This window comes from Aminipila luticellarii (genome assembly GCF_004103735.1).
GTDB lineage: Bacteria > Bacillota > Clostridia > Peptostreptococcales > Anaerovoracaceae > Aminipila > Aminipila luticellarii.
The window spans coordinates 13,523-32,246 of the sequence record NZ_CP035281.1 but is presented as its reverse complement, the minus strand read 5'-3'; the positions used below and the strand labels follow the sequence as shown (position 1 = coordinate 32,246).

17 protein-coding genes are annotated in these 18,724 nt (G+C 39.9%); 2 read left to right on the top strand and 15 right to left on the bottom strand.

Going from position 1 to position 18,724, the window contains the following annotated elements; all coding sequences use genetic code 11:
• Positions 1–66: 66 nt before the first annotated feature.
• The gene (locus tag EQM06_RS00145) at positions 67–615 is read left to right on the top strand and encodes a ferredoxin domain-containing protein (protein ID WP_128744411.1); all 549 of its coding nucleotides are present in this window, start codon (positions 67–69) and stop codon (positions 613–615) included.
• A gap of 116 nt (positions 616–731) precedes the next feature.
• Here the strand turns inward: EQM06_RS00145 and larE are convergent, their stop codons facing one another.
• The 5 genes from larE to EQM06_RS00120 all read right to left on the bottom strand — a co-directional run bounded on the left by larE (position 732) and on the right by EQM06_RS00120 (position 4,652).
• Positions 732–1,541, bottom strand: a complete 810-nt coding sequence (larE, locus tag EQM06_RS00140; protein WP_128744410.1) for an ATP-dependent sacrificial sulfur transferase LarE — start codon at positions 1,539–1,541, stop codon at positions 732–734.
• Between the two features lie 258 nt (positions 1,542–1,799).
• A complete protein-coding gene (gene larC / locus EQM06_RS00135) occupies positions 1,800–2,534 on the bottom strand; it encodes a nickel pincer cofactor biosynthesis protein LarC (protein ID WP_128744409.1) in 735 nt (244 codons plus the stop codon).
• Positions 2,531–2,818 (bottom strand): hypothetical protein, encoded by a 288-nt coding sequence (locus EQM06_RS00130; RefSeq protein ID WP_128744408.1) that lies wholly within the window; start codon positions 2,816–2,818, stop codon positions 2,531–2,533. The genes larC and EQM06_RS00130 overlap by 4 nt, the downstream gene beginning before the upstream one ends.
• 78 nt (positions 2,819–2,896) lie before the next feature.
• Positions 2,897–3,841 (bottom strand): 3-hydroxyacyl-CoA dehydrogenase family protein, encoded by a 945-nt coding sequence (locus EQM06_RS00125; protein ID WP_128744407.1) that lies wholly within the window; start codon positions 3,839–3,841, stop codon positions 2,897–2,899.
• A gap of 4 nt (positions 3,842–3,845) precedes the next feature.
• Complete coding sequence (locus EQM06_RS00120) at positions 3,846–4,652, bottom strand: cyclase family protein (protein WP_128744406.1); 807 nt, start codon at positions 4,650–4,652, stop codon at positions 3,846–3,848.
• A gap of 285 nt (positions 4,653–4,937) precedes the next feature.
• Here EQM06_RS00120 and EQM06_RS00115 point away from each other — a divergent pair, with 285 nt between their 5' ends.
• The gene (locus EQM06_RS00115) at positions 4,938–6,467 is read left to right on the top strand and encodes a sigma-54 interaction domain-containing protein (protein ID WP_128744405.1); all 1,530 of its coding nucleotides are present in this window, start codon (positions 4,938–4,940) and stop codon (positions 6,465–6,467) included.
• A 65-nt stretch (positions 6,468–6,532) separates the two neighbouring features.
• Here the strand turns inward: EQM06_RS00115 and larB are convergent, their stop codons facing one another.
• The 10 genes from larB to EQM06_RS00065 form a co-directional block, all read right to left on the bottom strand.
• Positions 6,533–7,282, bottom strand: coding sequence for a nickel pincer cofactor biosynthesis protein LarB (larB, locus tag EQM06_RS00110; RefSeq protein WP_128744404.1), 750 nt, complete (start codon positions 7,280–7,282; stop codon positions 6,533–6,535).
• A 59-nt stretch (positions 7,283–7,341) separates the two neighbouring features.
• Positions 7,342–8,190 carry a BKACE family enzyme gene (locus EQM06_RS00105; RefSeq protein WP_128744403.1) on the bottom strand — a complete coding sequence of 283 codons (849 nt, stop codon included), beginning with the start codon at positions 8,188–8,190 and terminating at the stop codon, positions 7,342–7,344.
• Positions 8,191–8,199: 9 nt separating this feature from the next.
• A complete protein-coding gene (locus tag EQM06_RS00100) occupies positions 8,200–9,507 on the bottom strand; it encodes an MFS transporter (RefSeq protein WP_128744402.1) in 1,308 nt (435 codons plus the stop codon).
• A 33-nt stretch (positions 9,508–9,540) separates the two neighbouring features.
• Positions 9,541–10,818 carry a DUF362 domain-containing protein gene (locus EQM06_RS00095; protein WP_128744401.1) on the bottom strand — a complete coding sequence of 426 codons (1,278 nt, stop codon included), beginning with the start codon at positions 10,816–10,818 and terminating at the stop codon, positions 9,541–9,543.
• Between the two features lie 219 nt (positions 10,819–11,037).
• Positions 11,038–12,192 (bottom strand): iron-containing alcohol dehydrogenase, encoded by a 1,155-nt coding sequence (locus EQM06_RS00090; RefSeq protein ID WP_128744400.1) that lies wholly within the window; start codon positions 12,190–12,192, stop codon positions 11,038–11,040.
• Positions 12,193–12,325: 133 nt separating this feature from the next.
• Positions 12,326–13,504 (bottom strand): thiolase family protein, encoded by a 1,179-nt coding sequence (locus EQM06_RS00085; RefSeq protein ID WP_128744399.1) that lies wholly within the window; start codon positions 13,502–13,504, stop codon positions 12,326–12,328.
• A gap of 47 nt (positions 13,505–13,551) precedes the next feature.
• Positions 13,552–15,024: a 4-hydroxyphenylacetate 3-hydroxylase family protein gene (locus EQM06_RS00080; RefSeq protein ID WP_128744398.1), complete on the bottom strand. Its 1,473-nt coding sequence runs from the start codon at positions 15,022–15,024 to the stop codon at positions 13,552–13,554.
• An 81-nt stretch (positions 15,025–15,105) separates the two neighbouring features.
• Positions 15,106–17,121, bottom strand: coding sequence for a methyl-accepting chemotaxis protein (locus EQM06_RS00075; RefSeq protein ID WP_128744397.1), 2,016 nt, complete (start codon positions 17,119–17,121; stop codon positions 15,106–15,108).
• A 255-nt stretch (positions 17,122–17,376) separates the two neighbouring features.
• Positions 17,377–17,928 (bottom strand): isopentenyl-diphosphate Delta-isomerase, encoded by a 552-nt coding sequence (gene idi / locus EQM06_RS00070; RefSeq protein ID WP_128744396.1) that lies wholly within the window; start codon positions 17,926–17,928, stop codon positions 17,377–17,379.
• Positions 17,929–17,951: 23 nt separating this feature from the next.
• Positions 17,952–18,596, bottom strand: a complete 645-nt coding sequence (locus tag EQM06_RS00065) for a phosphatase PAP2 family protein (protein WP_128744395.1) — start codon at positions 18,594–18,596, stop codon at positions 17,952–17,954.
• Positions 18,597–18,724 lie beyond the last annotated feature (128 nt).

The window sequence follows — 18,724 nt, the reverse complement described above, 5'->3', positions numbered from 1 at the left end:
CGGCGACGTTGCCTGTGTGGTATAATGGTCTTAAACAGATAAACAGAAATATGAGGAGGGTTTGATATGAAATGTACCAGTACTGATGCGGAAAAGAGAGCGGCTTTTGCGGTTGCCGATTTAATGGCTGCTGCTGCGAGAACGGCTCCAAAAGGCTGCGGCGTCGATAACATCGAAGTCGTGATCTTAGATGGAAAAGAAAAAGAAAAGCTGTCCGCTGACATGAGAAGAATCGCGAAGGAAACCGATACAGAATTTTTTAATCGGGATGCCGACAATGTGGATAACAGCCACTGCATCATTTTAATCGGTGTAAGGGATAATCCGCTGGGGCTTGAGCAGTGCGGAAGCTGCGGTTTTGAGAACTGCGGCTACGCTAAGCAGGCCGGGGCAAACTGTGCCTTTAATATTACGGATTTAGGAATTGCGATAGGTTCTGCGGTATCTATTGCCGCTGACAATCGAATCGATAACCGTGTTTTTTACTCTGCCGGAAAAACGGCCGTCATGACCGAAGTTTTTCCTAAGGATGTAAAAGTAGCTTACGGCATTCCTCTTTCTACCTCAGCAAAGAGCATTTTCTTTGATCGGGAGCCGGGCTGCGTACTGGTTTAATGGCAAACACCAAATAAAATAATAGGTTAAAAGCCGAAAAGCGATTTTTAAATATCATCCTTTCGGCTTTATTTTTTGTTTTGATTTTTATATTTTGTTTCGAAAGTATTTTCTCCCTATATTCCTATGTTCATGCTTCCCATCCTGTATCCCTTTAAATCCAGCGTCACATAATCGAATCCAAGTTCCTTGAATTTTTCATAAACAGCCTGCCTTCTCTCGGCTTTCATAAAACTGTCCATATCTGCTTCTTCCAGCTCGATGCGGGCCAAGTCACCGTGAGTTCTTACCCTAAGCTGTTTATAACCTAAGTCAAGCAAATATTCTTCCGCCAGCTCAACTCGTTTCAGGCCTTCTTCTGTAAGCTTTTCTCCATATACAAAGCGAGAAGCCAGACAGGCACGTGACGGCTTGTCCCAAGTTGGCAAGCCTAATTCTTTAGAAATTTCCCGAATTTCCTTTTTATACAGTGTTACTGCATACAGGGGGCTTTCTACGGAAAGCTCCGCTATGGCTTTTCGCCCCGGTCTGTAATCTTTCGTATCATCCATATTAGAACCTTCCGCTACCGTTTTCATTTTCATTTCTCTGGCTTTTTCCAATATTCCGGAAAAAATAGCTTTTTTGCACAAGTAGCACCGATTTTCCGGATTGTCTTCAATACCCTCCACCGACAAAACATCCATATTCAGGACCTCATATTTTATATGGTGTTTTTCTGCAAACTCCACCGCCTCCGAGTATTCCGAATCGGGAACAAATACAGACTTGCCTATAATGGCCATGGCGTTATCGCCCAGTGCCTCCTTGGCGGCATACAAAAGCAAGGTGGAATCTACACCGCCGGAAAAGGCTACAGCTACGCTTTCCAATCCCTTTAAATACTTCTTCAAATCCTCATATTTTTTCATGGGTTCTTCTTTCATCTTTTTCTTTTGTCTCCTTATCTTTTATCACCTATAAATGTTAATGTCCCTTTATCCTAGTATTTTTGTAGGTTTCTTTATTATAACATCTTTATTCTTATATACCAATGTAAAAATTACGGCTTTTTTGAAACTCCATCAATATCATAAAGATATTTCCATATTATAAAAGACAATAATAACCACATATAAAAATGCGGTTATTATTGTCGCCTATATATTGATATTATGTGTAAAAGGATTTTTTCTGATTTATTCCTATAGGGATTCTCCGATGATGATTCTAACAGCCCCGAAGAGCCCAGTTTCCTTTTTCCCCATACCGTATCCTACTTTTTCGACAGTGAAACCTTCCTTTACGATCCCAATTTCATCAACAAGGCTCTTAATGATTCCACATCCGGTAGGCGTGACCAATTCCGTATCAACATTTTCATTGATCACCGGAATATTGCTGCCCTCCAGCATAGCGGTCACAGCAGGAACAGGAACTGGTATGATCCCGTGCCTGCACGTAATAGACCCATGACCGTCATGCAATGGTGAAGAAATAATTTTATCCGGTTTTATATAATCAATTAATACGGCAGTACCCACTATATCCACTATGGAATCTACCGCTCCTACTTCGTGAAAATGAATTTGTTCAATGGACTTTCCATGAACCCTGGCCTCTGCCTCCGCAATCTCTTTAAAAATCTTCTTGCTTATTTCCTTTGCATTCTGTGTGACATCGCTGTCATCAATTAACTGGCAGATTTCCAGAAGGTTTCTCTCTTCTTCTTCCCTTTCATCTGCTGTAATTTTAACATCAATGTCTGTCATCATAATGCAATTTCTGCTTTTTTTTTCTATAATTAATTCGTAGCCTGGAAGGTTTAGTTTTTTTAGTTCTCCAATCAGATATTCTTTTTGCTGACAGGCATCCACCAATGCCGCTAATGTCATATCGCCACTGATGCCGGAGGAACAGTCGATATAAAGTATTTTCATATTATTTCCCTCTTTAATTCATATGCTCTTTCGTACATTTGCTTCCATGTTTCAAAAGAAGTTTTTCCTCTGACGCAGCAATCAAATGCCTTTCTGTCTTCCACAATAAAATCGGCTTTCCAGTTGACAAAAACTGCTCCCGAAAAGGTAAATTCCTCGAAACTATTAAAATTGGTATATTGTTTCATAAATTCGTCGTTAAATAATTCCTGTAGCTCTTCCTTTGTCTCATATAAAGCTACCATTCTGGTTTCATTTGCTGATTCTGAAAGTATTTGACACACAAAATTTACCTCTTTTCCGGATAATATCCAAATTTTATAGTATCGCAGGGCAGAGGAGACTCGTGTCCTGCTTTTCAGTTAAAGCCGATCCAAAGCTTTCGCAACTTTGATTAATCCTTCTGTGAGATTTTTCTGGGTCTGTTCAATCTTGTCAGAGCTCCATTCCTGCAATCCCTTACCGGTTTTAAATCCCAGTTCGCCTTTGTTCATCTTATCAGTCAGATATTTTAATGGTTCATGAGAATCTTCAAGATGCGGGAACAGGTATTGGTGAATGGAATAAGTTAAATCTAATCCCCCCATATCCATCACCTCCATAGGTGCTGACACACCCAGGCGCATTCCAAATCCATACTTGATGGCATCATCTACGTCGCTGGGATCTGCTATACCATTTTCTACTATGGAAAGTGCTTCTCTGAATAGTGCATGCTGCATCCTGTTGGCTAGGAACCCTGGTACGTCCTTTTTAACGACAACAGGTTTTTTCCCGGCATCTTCAAGCAGCTTACAGGTTGCCTTTACGGTCTCATCCGAGACATACTTTGTCTTTATTACCTCTACCAAAGGGATTAAATATGCGGGATTCCAGTAGTGTGTACCTATAATTCTTTCCTTATGCACCGCTTTCTCTGCGATCTCTGTAATACTGATGGCAGACGTATTGGAAGCTAAAATTGTATTTTCAGGGCAAAGCTTATCCAATGTTGCAAAGTAATCCTGCTTTACTTTAAGGTCTTCCAAAATGCACTCAAAGATAATATCAGCTGATTTGGCAGCCTCTTCCATATCTTCTGTAAACGTTATTCTACCAAGTATATCACTAATATCCTGTTCCTTTATAACATTATTTTCACACAAAACACTTAAATTTGTTTTCAAAATATCTAAAGCATTTCCACGTTTTTTATCATCAAAAACATAAATGACTTTTACAGGGTAGCCTTTGCTGGCAAAAAGCTGTGTAATCCCAAGGCCCATTTTACCTGCACCTAAGACAGCTATATTCTTATTCTGATTCATGCTATTAATAAACTCCCCACTTATATTCCCTCGGTGCTACACCTGGCACTAAATCGTCTTCGTCAATAAACGCTACCATTCTGACAATCGATCCGTCTCCTTTATACCATCTCAAAGGGAATGCTGATATGGTACATCTTTTTCCTGTAACCATTTCAATATCTCCGCCGACATTTTCAATGCCCATAACATTGTTCCTCAAAAGAATATCATGTACAGGTTCCCATTCAGGGAAATCTTCAATTGGCGGGTGTCCAAATTCTGCGGTATATTCTTCAATTAACCTTGGAACATATGGACCCGGGCCATGATCAATCATATAGGTATAGCATGGGTGATCCAGTGCCTGCATGTCAACACCCAGTGCTTTAATTTTTTTCTCAACCAGCCATTTTGCTCCTTCTATTGAAAGTCCCGGACTGTACATAAAATAGTTGTCGTTTTCACCCCAGTACTTATGACTTCCTGTATTGATGATAACGATATCTCCTTCTCTGATCTCCGGTTTTGCGTTTTCAAGATCTGCAACCGTAATCAGTTCCCACTTTTTCTTGGGAATGCTGACGATAACTGCATCGCCATAATAGTTTTCCAGCGGAAGTTCATGCGTATATGCTCCTTCCGGAATAACGTGTGAAGGTGAATCTGCATGCGTACTGTTGTGCATATGAAAATCATTAAAAGTCTGTAAAAGCCTGTAATGCATTGGCATATGCTGAACACGGTCAATATGAAAATCTCCGTTTGATGGCCAAAGCGGATTTCCCTGTCCAAAAGGATGTGATAAGTCAACTAATTTTAATTTTCCCATTTGTTTTGTCTCCTTTTCCTTTGATTTCTATACTATTTTTTTGTAATGTAGCATTGTTTCAATATTATATATAGCAAGTAATGTGCCAAAATTGACTTAAGCTATTTTCGCAGTTATTGCGTCCTTCATTGCAGAAATCATTGCAATTACACAATTTTGTTGCGGTATTGCAACAATTATTGCTGGATTCTCTGTTGACCTTTTCTTTGCCATGCTTTTCTGCTATAATATTTAGTAAGATTTAAAGTTATAATAACCTTGAAATAAAAAACATGGAGGCATTTTATGGATCAAGTATTAGCTATTTGTAAGATCAGGGAAAAAGTCAAAAATCTGGAATTGCAGCTGAAAAATCATCCTGCTGATACTCTGGTACAGGAAATTTTTAATGACCTTGGTGTTTTTTTAGATAAAGGCATAGATTTTAAAGAGGTTGTTGACAATTTGGATGACAGTATCTTTATTACAGATGAAAATGGTGTCGTTCTATATGTAAATCCTGCCCATTTTCAAAATACCGGTATAACGCCGGAAGAAGTTCTGAACAGACGAACTGCTGACCTGATAAAAGAAAAAGTGTTTACAGGGGGTGCCACCCTTGACGTTATAAAACATAAGGAAAAAATTTTCAGATTATCTACCACTTACCGTACCAGGCCTCCGCGAGTTGGTTATGCGGTGGGCGTTCCTATCTTTGATGAAAATAAAAAGCTGCATCAGGTTGTCGTGAGCAGCAGACCTATTTTGTCTCTTCACGCACTCCACAACGACTATGGCAGATTTTTAACAGAATTGAAATCTGTAGATTCTAAATCTACGATTCGAATTGTGGACAATGCCTTACCGGATGAACCGGCTCGTCTGGTCGGTGCATCTATTTCTCTAAAAAAAGTATGGAATATTATAGACAAAGTTGCAGATACAGATGCTACCGTTCTCATTACAGGAGAATCCGGCGTAGGGAAAGAAATTGTAGCAGATGAACTCTACAAGAAAAGCAGCAGAAAGGATAAACCTTTTATCAAAGTAAATTGTGCCTCTATTCCTGCCACCCTTTTGGAATCAGAGCTTTTTGGATACGAAAAGGGCGCTTTCTCCGGTGCCAGCGCTTCCGGCAAGCAGGGTCTTTTTGAGTTGTCCAATAACGGTACTCTTATGCTCGATGAAATTGGAGATATGCCGATGGATTTGCAGGTAAAGCTCCTGCGGGCAATTCAAAACAAAGAAATTACCAGAATTGGCGGTACTAAAACCATTCCTTTAGATATCAGATTTATAGCCTTGACAAACAGCAATCTAAAAGAAAAAATTAAGAACGGACAATTCAGAAGTGACCTGTACTATCGATTAAATGTCATTCCGATTCACATTCCGCCTCTCCGGGAACGCATTGCTGATATAAAACCCTTATGCGATTTCTTCGTTAAAATGTATACGGAAAAGCATCATAAATATATTTCCCTTAATCCTGCGCAGATCATATTTTTTGAGCATTATAACTGGCCTGGAAATATCAGGGAGCTGGAGAACGTCATCGAGTATCTGACGATATGCAGTTCCGGTATCGGAGAAGTAGATGATGATTTGATAAAAGGTCTTTTAGACATATCCAATAGTGCACTGGCTCCTGAAGAGCCCGTGGGAACCCTGAATGATTCCGTTGAATTACACGAAAAAGCACTTATTGAAGAAGCTTTAAGAAAAACAAAAAATCTTCGTGAGGCAGGTGCTTTACTTCATGTTAACGCATCGACAGTCTCCCGGAAGATCAAGCAGTATAACATTAACTACAATGAAATAAAAGCGCATCGTTAAAAAGACATAATTTATTATACAAATAATGCACATCAACATGATTTCATCTTATTGGTGTGCATTTCTTATTTTTGCCTGTTTATAATTGCCGCCAGATATCCTGCTCCAAAGCCATTATCTATGTTTACAACACCTACACCGTTTGCACAGCTGTTAAGCATAGAGAGCAGCGCGGATAATCCTCCCAGATTAGATCCATACCCGATACTTGTAGGAACTGCCACAACAGGCCTGTCCACCATTCCGCCCACAACGCTTGCCAATGCTCCCTCCATACCTGCTACCACAATAACCACATTTGCACTCCTTATGAGATCTAATTTGGCAAAAAGCCGATGTATACCAGCCACACCCACATCATAGACGCGCTCCACTGTATTCCCCAGAATCTCAGCAGTCAAAGCCGCTTCTTCAGCGACCGGAATATCCGCTGTGCCCGCAGAAACTACCGCAATATATCCTTTTTCCTTGATTCGCGGATTTCTGCTGAATAAAATGATTCTTGCCTCCTTGAAATAAACAGCATCAGGAAGCACTTCCTTTACTGCCTCATACTGCTGTTTATCTGCTCTTGTTCCCATAACATTATTATTATCTTTTGAAAGCTTCAGCATAATTTCTGCTACCTGTTCACAAGTTTTGCCCTGACAAAAGATCACCTCAGGATACCCGGATCTGATATTTCTGTGATTATCAATGCTGGCAAATCCTATATCTTCAAAAGGCAGCGTTTCCAGCTTACTGACAGCATCTTTTACTTTTAATTTACCAGCGGCTACATTTTCTAAAAGTTGTTCTATGTGTTTTCTTTCCATTGTATCAGTCCTTTTTAACCATACCTCTGAGGAAAAATCCTCAGAGGTATGGTCTCTCATTACTTTATTTTTAAGATTTCTTTTGCTTCTTCCGGAGTGGCTATTGTTTTATTCATTTCATGAGCCAGACGCTTAACTCGCTCTACAAAATCTACATTGGATTTTGCCAGCTGGCCATAATGATAATACACGTTGTCTTCTAACCCTACCCGGATATTCCCGCCCAGAGCCAAAGCTGCCATAGTGATTTCCATTGCGCCTTTTCCGATTCCAAAGGTACTCCAGGTACAGTCTTCAGGCAGGTGGTTTACCAGATACAGCAGGCTTTCTGCGGTGGCCTGCATTCCTCCCGGTGCTCCCAGGCATAATTGAAAGTGAGCCGGTTCTTTTATGATTCCTTTTTTTATGTAATAAAGGGCATTGTTCAACATTCCCATATCAAAGACCTCTATTTCAGGTTTTACGTTTACTTTCTGCATTTCAGTTCCCAGAACTTCCAAAAACTTAGGCTCATTCATGAAAACATCACTGTTAAGCCAATTCATGGTTCCTGCATCAAAAGAAGCAAGATCTGGTTTCAATTCTCTGAACGGTTTAATTCTGTCTTCATACGTCTGATTCTGCGCACCTGAAGTCGTTAAATTGAGAAGGATCGGGCATTTTGCAGCTCTTATCAATTCAACTGTTTCTTTAAATTTTTCAAAGCACATGCTGGATTTATCATCATCGTCTCTTACGTGTATATGCACCACGCTTGCCCCTGCTTCGTAACATTCAATTGCAGCCTTGGCTATTTCCTCAGGCTGTGTAGGCAAATTGGCATGATCCTTTTTGGTAGGAATTGCTCCTGTCAATGCAACGGTTAAAATGACTTTATTTTTATGATTTGATCTTCTGGTTTCTAACATCTTGTCTCCTTATTTGTTTAATATTTCGTCTTCTTTCATATAATCCTTATTGTATTTTCTTGTATCAATAAGACTGATCAGAATAATATTTACAATTAATAAACCGATAAATACCATATAGGCACCTCTTAAACTCCCGGTTACTCTGATGGCTTGCGCATTTATAACATAATTACTCATAAGAATTGCATTCATGATAGGGAAATATACTGCGTATACTTTTGAAAAACCATGCCGACCGAAAACAGATGCGGGCAGGGAAATCATAAAGTTAGCAGAAGCTCCTATAGCCACTCCAATCATAGCAACTGATATATATACTCCTATTGTTGTATCTGTAATATTGATGAAAAGAGCAATACAATACCATACAAGAAAAAGTAATACAGCTTTTTTAACTCCAAGCTTTTGGTCGATCCATCCAAATAAATAACTTCCGCATACTCCAACGCATGCGCAGACAGTCATTAATCCTACGGCTTTTGCAGGTGCAAAGCCCAATCCAATATTTCTTACAACCATTTGGCTCATTACGCCAGTAGTTACAAGCTGATTAACACCAATTACAATTGCTACTAACCAAAGCTCTTTTGTTTTTAATAATTTTACTATTGTCCAAGTGCTGCATTCTTCTTCATCACTGCTTTGAAAATATTCTTTTTCATAAACTTCTTTTGTCACATTATCTGGATATAAACCTCGTTCTTGAGGCAAGTTACGAACAAATAAAATGCCTAATATACCTACTATTATTGCGATTACACCAGTACATGTCATTCCTTTTGCCATGCCATATACACCGATTAAAAAGCTGATAAGAGGAACATAAAAAGCAGATCCCATATTATGTCCCATAGTAGTGATTCCATTTACCAGCCCCTTTTTCTTAGGAAACCACTGTGTAACCAATGAGCCTCCAGCAATGTAAGCTGCGCCATTTATAAAGCTAGTAACTAAAGTCAGTCCTATACCATACTGCAATATATTTTCAGCGTGTCCCCAAAAAATATATGATGCGCCTGCACCAATCATACAAATACCAGACGTAATCCTTGACCCTATAGAATCATTAATCTTTCCAACTATGACATAAGCAAAAAGCCCAATAAGTCCTGCATATGTCGATAAACCCAGTACATCAGCATACTCAATTCCACTTTTTTTGGCAAAAGCAGGTGCTACTATATTTAAACCGTCAATTGAAAAACCTATAAGGAAAAAAAACATAATCATACAGTATATGATAATTCCCCATCCCTTAGAAAAGTTTAAACTTGTATTTTCACTCGCCAATTGATTCTTATTTTCAACAGACATATTGTACCTCCATAAAAGTTAAATAAACAAATACTATTTTGTGTCCTTTTCTCTATTGGCTTCTTCTGCAACTCTCTTCTCTGCCACGATCTTATCGATGTATGCATTCCAAATTGGTTCTTCTGCCGCCATTCTTTCTCGGAAACCAGGTCCGATCTCAGTCTGATCTTTTCTGTCTATGATGGCCCAGGCGATATGAGGCTCTGACGGCGGACAGCCGTGAACAGCTACACCTCTTCCCCTGTATTTTGCCGTACAATTACCACACAGGATTAAACTCTCAGGAGGTATGTCTTCAGGAATAGACTTTTTAGCTCCCAGTACGATAACTGCATCTTTATTTTTATCATATTCACCCAGGGCTTTCAATTTTTCCATAGTGAAAGCAACCAAGGACTGACAGCTTGAACATGAATTTTCATGCATAATGTTATATTCTGGCCAAGTATCAAACTTTTCAAGATATGGAAGCCACATTTTCTTATATACTTCTTTAATCGTTTTTCCCTTTACAATTATATTTTTTTCATCACTTGTTCCAAGCCCTCTTTGTCTGGCGGCTTCAAAATAATCTACCAACCCAATGTCAAGTCCGACCATTCGGCAGGCTGTTGCATCTAGTGCAACCGGATCTTTACTGGCCACTACACAGCCAAAGTCAAGAGGTACTGCTGAATGAGGTCCAAAGCCCTCTGCGGGATAAATCAAGTCTGCAATTGTCAAATCTGCCCTTACCACAGACCAGATATCCATCATGGCCATGGCAAGATTCGTTTTATGCATTTCATAGTGCACTTTATCTTGGACTACTCCCTTAATGTTTTTTAAAGCACAGCTGAATACCATACTGGCATGTGACTTGAACACCGGTAAATTAATGATGTGTTCTGCTTCCAGCAGAAGTTTAGGCAGCATTACATAGGTAATGTCAGAATGAGCATCCCGAATCTGTACTTTTACTAAGTCTTTGTCTGACTTGATGTCGTAAAGCTCTACCCCTTCATCTCTTGCAACCTGCGCATGGCCTGCAGACTCAAAGCATGCCATTGTATCACATCCGATAGCGGCTGCTTCACCTACGACAACTCTTTTGGCACCTGCTTTTTTCACGGCTTTAATGACAGATCTCAGCAGTTCATGATTCGTATTGATACTGGTTCCCGGTGCACCTAAATGTCCTGCATTTGGTTTGATGATTACCGTTGAGTTTTTTTTAATAAGTTTTTCTGCCCCGCCAAGTTCTTTCAATACCTGGTCTACCATTACGTCTATGCTTGGATCCTTTGCTATTGCTACTATTGATTTTGCCATAACTTTTTAGTTGTCAAATTACTGTTGACAACTCCCCTCCCATCTTAAATAATTCTAAATGATTCTAATCACAGCTACATTACACTGATTATTAATTGCAATTTGTATGCCAAACCATATGCTAAAAATAAGTCCGTTAAAATCTCAGGATCTCCTGTTTTTCATTTAGTAAGTTTAAATTTTGCAAATATTTGTTGCAAATCTTAAATTTCATTGCAGTTATGCAACAGTTTCATTCGCTATTTTATAAATTTCTGCGGCTGCCCTTTTATCTATTTCTTCGATTCCGCCTCCCAGCGTCAAAGCATCTCCTTCACAGGCCAATGAAGCCAGTCTATTGATATCTGCATTTTTAATCCCTGCCAGTTTAAAATCAGATGCCAGCCCCAATTTCTGTATAAACTGTATAAAAGCTTGTATCGCTTTCTCTCCGCTGTCTACATTCCATACATTCCTTCCGAAGGTCTGAAACTTTTTCTCATGTCTGCCTATGATATATCTGCACCACGCAGGCATTATAACAGCCAGAGCGGCTCCGTGCGGGAGCCCATATTCGGCAGTCAGAACATGAGCCAGTCCGTGAGATGCGAAATCTCCTCCCGGTCCAAGCATATTATTATGAGCTACACTGGCGGCCCACATCATTTCACTTCTAAGTTCGTAGTCTTGAGGCTTTTTCATGATTTCAGGTGCAATCTGAATTACCGCTTTCATAACAGATTCACACATGGAGTCCCAAAGAAAGCTGTCTCTTCTTAAATCAAAGTACCGCTCAAAAGCATGGGAAAAAATATCAATTGCTGTGACTGCGGTGTTATACGCTGACAGACTCACCGTATATTCGGGATTTAATACAGCAAATTTAGGTAACGTTTTTCTACAGTAAAAGGCTTTCTTTTCGTGGGTACCGTAATTGGATAAAACCGACATGGCGTTAGATTCACTGGCAGAAGCCGGTATTGTCACTACTGCCCCTATGGGCAATGCCTCTTGAACCTTAAGAGAATTTTTATAAATATCCCATATCAATTGCTCTGTACAAGACCCTACGGCGATGGCTTTTGCCGAATCGATTACGCTTCCTCCGCCAATAGCCAGGATCATATCAATTTTTTCCTCTTTACAGATTTTTGCTCCTTGTTGAGCCAGTTCCACATCGGGATTTGATTTAACACCGCCAAATTTCCGATACTTAATCCCCTGACCTTTTAAAATGGAGATTAATTGTTCCAAAACGCCATTTTTTTCTATTCGATCACTTCCATAGTGCAATAAAACTTTTTTCCCATATGGATTCACTAATTGCCCTACTTTCAGCTGAGCTCCTCTTCCAAAAATAATTTGTGTACTCATACTGAATTCAAAGTTTATCATAAATTTTCTCCTTTCTTCTTTGACAAATAAATTTTTATATCAGCTATAAGCCTTATTTATCAAAATCAGCCGCAGTTTGTTGCAAATTTGCAACAAACTGCGGCTGACCTGTTAAACCTTTTATTCTACCAGCTTACTTCATTTCGATTATAACTGCTGTTCCCATACCTCCCCCTGCGCAAAGAGTCGCCAGACCATATTTCTTATCTCTTTTTTTAAGTTCATTCATAAGAGTGACCACTAGTCGGGACCCTGTCGCACCTACCGGATGTCCCAAAGAGATTCCGCCGCCGTTTACATTTAATTTTTCCCGATCTATTCCAAGTTCCTTTTCACAGGCCAGACACTGAGCGGCAAAGGCCTCATTTATTTCAAACAAATCTATATCCCCAATTTTCAGACCTGCTCTGCTTAAGGCTTTCTCTGAAGAACTGATTGGGCCAATTCCCATTACTTCCGGGTCTACACCTGTTGTTGCCACAGCTAAAACCTTTGCTATAACAGGAATTCCAAGTTCTTTCGCCTTTTCTTCGCTCATCAGAATTACACCTGACGCTGCATCGTTCATCCCTGAAGCATTGCCAGCTGTAACCGTTCCATTCTCTTTAAAAGTAGTCTTCAATTTCTTTAATCCCTCTATACTGGCATCTCTCTTAGGATATTCATCCGTATCATACACCGTCTCGCCTTTTCTGTTTTTTACTGCTACAGGGATGATCTCCTCTTTGAACTTTCCGCTGTCTATGGCTTGTACCGCTCTTTTTTGTGATAACAGTGCATACTCATCCTGCATTTCTCTTGTAATTCCATATCTTTCTGCTACGTTCTCTGCGGTTATTCCCATGGCAGGACCCACACCTAAATTCGTTAAAGAATCCCACATGGAATCTCTCAGCTCCATATGCCCGAATTTTTTACCAAATCTTGCGCCGAACACCATATGAGGCGCTGCACTCATGCTGTCTGCGCCTCCCGCCATGATACAGTCTGCCTCCCCTGCTTTTATCTGATAATACCCCATCTGTATAGATGACATGGAAGAGGTACAGTTTCTATGTATGGTGACACCGGGGACTGAGGTTGGCAATCCTGCCTTTACCAAAGCTACCCTTGCCAGATTGTTTTCAAGATAGGTCCTCTGATAATTACATCCCCAGATGACATCTTCAATAATAGCGGGATCTATGCCTGCTCTTTTCACCAGATTCTGCATCACTGGAATAGAGAGATCCAGAGATGTTATATCTTTAAATTGTCCTCCTATGGTTCCAATGGGTGTTCTGCACCCCGCTACAATTACTACATCGTGCATTTCATACCTCCTAAAAATTGTATCTGTCTTTATTTACCTGTTTTCGTTTATTTAATTCCTGCAATAGTTTTAGCCAGCTCTTTTTTAGCATTGATATTACCCTGACGGGAGATCATGATCCTCTGCGCCTGCGGTGATCCCGCTCCATGCATGGATTCTGTCCGGTAGCCTACTGCGGCTGATCCCAGACAGATGTTCTCTAGGAATCTCAAGATCCTCATTCTCTCTTCCGTGGTATATTCCGGCGATCCGGCAAAATACTTATTACAGATATCTCCTATGGTCTCTCCATTCTTTCCTACTACAGTCTCCGACTTAAAGTCCTTCTCCGACGGCATGGTCACCATCAGCCCCCCTGCAATATCTTCTGCCAGCCTTACGATCTCATATGGAAATCTGGTGATGTTCTGCTTGCATACATTGGCTAAGAGCAGATCGATCTGATAGTTTCCTGCTGCCGTCGGATATCCTTCTGAGGAACAGGCGATTCCGCAGCAATACAGGGTCTCATTCAAATGGGTCATCTCTATTAGCTTATCCTTTATATGGGACGCCTTCTGGGCTCCATTATAGTCTGCTGCCAGTGCGGCCGCCCCGATCACCACATCTCCTACTCCTACCTTACATCCGCCGTAGGATTGCCTGTGATATCCTGCGAATCGCTCTACCATCATGCCTGCAAAATCATATTCGCCGCATAAGAAGATCCGGTCTTTGGGAATGAACACATTATCAAAGACCACTAACGCTTCCTGTCCGCCGTATTCCTTGTTCCCAAGGTCTATATCTGCCCCTTCTTCCAGCTTTCTGGTATCACAGGACTGTCTGCCGTAGATCATATACAGGCCTTCTGCATCGGACGGACATGCGAAGGATACGGCATAGTCCTTATCTGCTTCTGTCATGGCGATGGTCGGCATGATCAAATGCTCATGAGAATTAATGGACCCGGTCTGGTGGGTCTTGGCTCCTCTTACAACGATCCCGTCTTCCCTTCTTTCAACGATCCGTAAGAAAAGATCGGCATCTTTCTGCCCGGCTGGAGACGCTCCTCTGTTTCCCTTGGGATCTGTCATGGCTCCGTCTACGATCAGGTCCTTCTCCTGGATGTATTTCAGATACTCTATAAAGTTTTTGTGATACTCAGTTCCATACTTCTGATCGATCTCGTATGTAGTTGAGAATACCGCATTAAATGCATCCATTCCCACACATCTCTGGAAGCAGGAAGCTGTTTTCTGGCCGCACAGCCTCTGCATCTTTACTTTTTTCTTCAGATCATCCGTGCTCTGATGCAGGTGAGCGAACCGGTTGATGGTCTTCCCGGTCAGACTTGATTTTGTTGTCATTAAATCTGCATACTGAGGGTCCTGAGCCAGATCATAGGTCATCGCCACACAGTTGATGGAAGGCCGGATTATGGGGTGATCCACCCAATTTTCTATCTTCTCACCGAACATATAGACTCTTGTATTTAATTTTCTTAAACTCTCAATATACTGAGCTCCTGTCATTAACATAAATGAATCCTCCTTAACTAACAATGAATTACTTTCACTCTTAATTGTTTGCAATTTATATGCCAAAACAGTTTTATTTTCTTAATCCACTTTAAATCTACCTACTAATGTATCCAGCTTTTCAACTTGCGCTGCTAATTCTTCGCTGTTGGCTGCGGATTCCTGTGATGAACCGGCGTTTTGTTGAACTACGGTAGAGATTTGCTCTATTCCTAATTTTACCTGGCTCACGGATTGTGCTCCGTCCTGAGACATCTGTGCTATCTCAGAAATCAATGCACTTGCCTGATTCGTGGAATTTACTATTTCCGATAAAGTTTTACCGGTGTCATTTGCCAATACGGTTCCCTTATCAATGGCAGCTATAGAATTTTCTATCAGCTCAGTAGTCTGCTTGGCCGCTTCTGCCGACTTTCCTGCAAGATTTCTCACTTCGTCTGCTACAACAGCAAACCCTTTCCCGGCCGAGCCGGCACGGGCAGCTTCAACAGCAGCATTCAAAGCCAATATGTTGGTCTGAAAGGCTATATCATCAATTACTTTGATAATATTTTCGATTTGTTTTGAAGACGCACTGATTTCATTCATGGCAATCAACAAATCTTTCATTTTTTCATTTCCATTTTTTACCTCGCCTGCTGCCTTCTCTGACTTTTCACCAGCTTCGTTAGCCTTACCTGCAGTATGATTCATGGCAGTATGTATTTCATTTATTTCTGCAGACAGCTCCTCAACAGCACTGGCCTGTTCAGTGGCACCCTGAGATATGACCGCGGCACCCGATGCCATCTGCTCAGCATGGCTGTTAATCAGATTTGAAGACTCTTTGATTTCTCCAAGCACCTGTTTCTGCATATTGCTTACATTCACAAGCGCATTTTTTAATTTTTTGAATTCTCCCGTATAATCATTTACAAGCTTTACTCTAAAATCACCCCTTGCATACTGATTTAAAATATCGGAGCTTTCTTCTATGTAGTCTATATATTTTTTTAGTCTATCGGTCAGACTGCTTATCGATTTAGCTAAACTGCCAACTTCATCATTTGAAGAAATATCAATGTTTACATTGAGATCTCCACTTGCCAGCCTGTCCGCTCCGTTCTGAATTTTTTTAATAGGCTTTATAATTTTTCTAGACAAGATACTTGTAATAATTACACATATAAAAATTGAAATAACCATTACCAGAATCATTCCGTGCTGAAGCTTATTAACATCTTTTGTAAATTGCGTCACCGGCATGTAATTTAAAACATACATATCAAATTGCTGCACTTTATCATAGGATGCAATATTCTCCACTCCATTCAATGTAAAATAGCCAATTCCTGAACTATTTTTTATTACCTGCCTATAAAAATCCTGCACGTCGCCTTTTTCTTCACTAAAGTTCAGCTTTAAGATTTTTGATTTGTCTTCTGCTCCTAAAACTTGTCCCGAAGAATCGATTAAAAGCGTTTTACTTTTATCTATTGAATTCGTCTTGACCAAAGTTTTTGTAACTTTGTTAAGATCCGTAGCAACCGCAAAAGCTGCCAGTATCTGATTTGAATCTGGCTCAATTACAGGATACGCTAAAATAATATTAGGAATATCAGAAACCGGAGAAGGCTGAGGATTACCTATATAAGCCTCGGGATCACCCATCACTGTTTTATACCACGGTTCTTGTTCATCGTCGTACACGTGTCCAACAGATGTTCCCCCAAGCCCATCAATTAAAGTCATTCCTTCATATCCAAAAAAAATATTTTCATACAGCCCGTCTGCACTGTCAAATAATCCTTTTATGTAATTTGCCATAATTTGTGTCTTTGAATCATCTACTTGCTTATTTCTGTTCAGCTCTTTAAAATATTCAATAACATATGGCTGGGTGGCAATTGCCTGAGTGGTTTTAGAAATATCCTCAAAGGCCAGAGAAATTTGATTGGATTTTTCTAATGCCGAATTTGCCAGAGAGTTTTTAATCTTTTCTTCCAGTGAATTTGTAGCAGAAAAACTAATATAGAACATGTTTACGACCAAGGGGATAATCATGCATATGATGGATACTGTAAAAATCTTAAAAAATAAACTATTTAATTTTTTCATTCTTAATTTCTCCTAATTAAATAAATCATCTATAATAGCGAATTAATTTTTTCTGCAGCTTTTACTTTGTTTGGCTGCAAAAGATATTGATCTTTTTAACATAAAACAAAACCTCCTTCATTAATGGCAAAACTGCCTGCTTACTTCCAAATATTCGCAATTTATGTGCCAAAAAAAGGAGCTGGTCTCAAAATGATTAAAAAATCATAAAGAGACAGCTCCTTTGCGTAACTGTTTTATTTAAACGTTCCTTATTTACTTATATTTTTTTCTTCCAACTTTCAAATACTCCATAACTCTGGGTGCAGCTATAACAAACCAGGGGGCAAATTTCTGCGGTTCTTCCGCCATCTCTTTTTCCAATTCAGAAAAGGTAATCCAACGCATAGCCTCCACTTCCGCCGGATTGGGCTGAAAGTCTCCGTCAAAATCTCCCACCATTACATGATCATACTCATGTTCATATAAAGCTTCATCAAATTGATGCTCATATTCAAAGCAGAAAATTTCTTTTACGCTGCACTGGATGCCGGTTTCATCAAACAACCGTTGTTCCGCATCCTTGGTTATTTCCAACTCGTCTCCGGGGTGTGAGCAGCAGGTATTTGCCCATAATCCCCCGGAATGGTACTTATCAAAAGCCCTCTGCTGAATTAACAGCCTGTCCTCATGATACAAAAATACAGAAAATGCCCGGTGGAGCAGTGGTTTCCTATGTGCTTCTGTTTTTGAAGCTTTTCCTACGGGCTTATCCTCAGTATCCACTAAAATAACTTCATTTCGTACTATCTTATTTTTCTTTATCATAAAAATGTCATTCCTTTTTTATACTATTGCTCTTTAGATATTTTCCTTCTGTTTCTCAGCCTTTCCAGAATCTCAATGGTCACCATTAATATGGACAGTCCCAATGCCCATCCTGCCAAAACATCCGTAGGATAATGTACGCCCACATATATTCTGCTGATTCCGATGGCTATAAACAGTATTATAAACAATGTTCCCATTACTTTATGCACAGTTTTATCCACAGCATTGTGGAAAATCAGATATGCAAACAGTCCATAAAATACAAGGCCTGAGCAGGAATGTCCACTTGGGAAACTAAATCCACCTTGTGAAATCAGGAAGTTTTCCACAGGAGGTCTGGGCCTGTGCACCATTATTTTCACAAACGTATGTATCGCAGAAGAACAGGAGGCGGCAATGGCCAGCGGCATTCCATATTCTATCCTTGTTCTTTTAAAGAAAAGCAATATTACACAGAAAAAAATAATAGTCTTTGAATTGCCTAAATAAGTTATTCCCGTTAAAATCTCGTTCAAAAATTCATTTCTAAATCCAATAATGGCACTGCTGACAATCGTATCAAAAATTAACGGTTTTCCCTCTGCCATAGAACGGCTGACGTAAAACCATATAAAAGCGAAAATCACTATCGCTCCGCTAAAAATAAAAATTCTTTTTTTGTTCATACCTTCTCCTTGCGACAACGCCGCATTCCAATCATTGCGTTCATTATACTATGTATTTATGAAAATTAGTCATTAATATTTTGTTAATTATATGGTATTATAAAAAGACACAGTCTGTTGTTCGGAAT

Coding starts and splice junctions, on each gene's coding strand:
- larB (WP_128744404.1), bottom strand. CDS start 7,282: ATGGAAAGAAAACACATAGAACAACTTTTAGAAAATGTAGCCGCTGGT.
- EQM06_RS00115 (WP_128744405.1), top strand. CDS start 4,938: ATGGATCAAGTATTAGCTATTTGTAAGATCAGGGAAAAAGTCAAAAAT.
- EQM06_RS00075 (WP_128744397.1), bottom strand. CDS start 17,121: ATGAAAAAATTAAATAGTTTATTTTTTAAGATTTTTACAGTATCCATC.
- EQM06_RS00095 (WP_128744401.1), bottom strand. CDS start 10,818: ATGGCAAAATCAATAGTAGCAATAGCAAAGGATCCAAGCATAGACGTA.
- larE (WP_128744410.1), bottom strand. CDS start 1,541: ATGAAAGAAGAACCCATGAAAAAATATGAGGATTTGAAGAAGTATTTA.
- larC (WP_128744409.1), bottom strand. CDS start 2,534: ATGAAAATACTTTATATCGACTGTTCCTCCGGCATCAGTGGCGATATG.
- EQM06_RS00090 (WP_128744400.1), bottom strand. CDS start 12,192: ATGATAAACTTTGAATTCAGTATGAGTACACAAATTATTTTTGGAAGA.
- EQM06_RS00120 (WP_128744406.1), bottom strand. CDS start 4,652: ATGGGAAAATTAAAATTAGTTGACTTATCACATCCTTTTGGACAGGGA.
- EQM06_RS00105 (WP_128744403.1), bottom strand. CDS start 8,190: ATGTTAGAAACCAGAAGATCAAATCATAAAAATAAAGTCATTTTAACC.
- EQM06_RS00085 (WP_128744399.1), bottom strand. CDS start 13,504: ATGCACGATGTAGTAATTGTAGCGGGGTGCAGAACACCCATTGGAACC.
- EQM06_RS00125 (WP_128744407.1), bottom strand. CDS start 3,841: ATGAATCAGAATAAGAATATAGCTGTCTTAGGTGCAGGTAAAATGGGC.
- idi (WP_128744396.1), bottom strand. CDS start 17,928: ATGATAAAGAAAAATAAGATAGTACGAAATGAAGTTATTTTAGTGGAT.
- EQM06_RS00065 (WP_128744395.1), bottom strand. CDS start 18,596: ATGAACAAAAAAAGAATTTTTATTTTTAGCGGAGCGATAGTGATTTTC.
- EQM06_RS00100 (WP_128744402.1), bottom strand. CDS start 9,507: ATGTCTGTTGAAAATAAGAATCAATTGGCGAGTGAAAATACAAGTTTA.
- EQM06_RS00145 (WP_128744411.1), top strand. CDS start 67: ATGAAATGTACCAGTACTGATGCGGAAAAGAGAGCGGCTTTTGCGGTT.
- EQM06_RS00080 (WP_128744398.1), bottom strand. CDS start 15,024: ATGTTAATGACAGGAGCTCAGTATATTGAGAGTTTAAGAAAATTAAAT.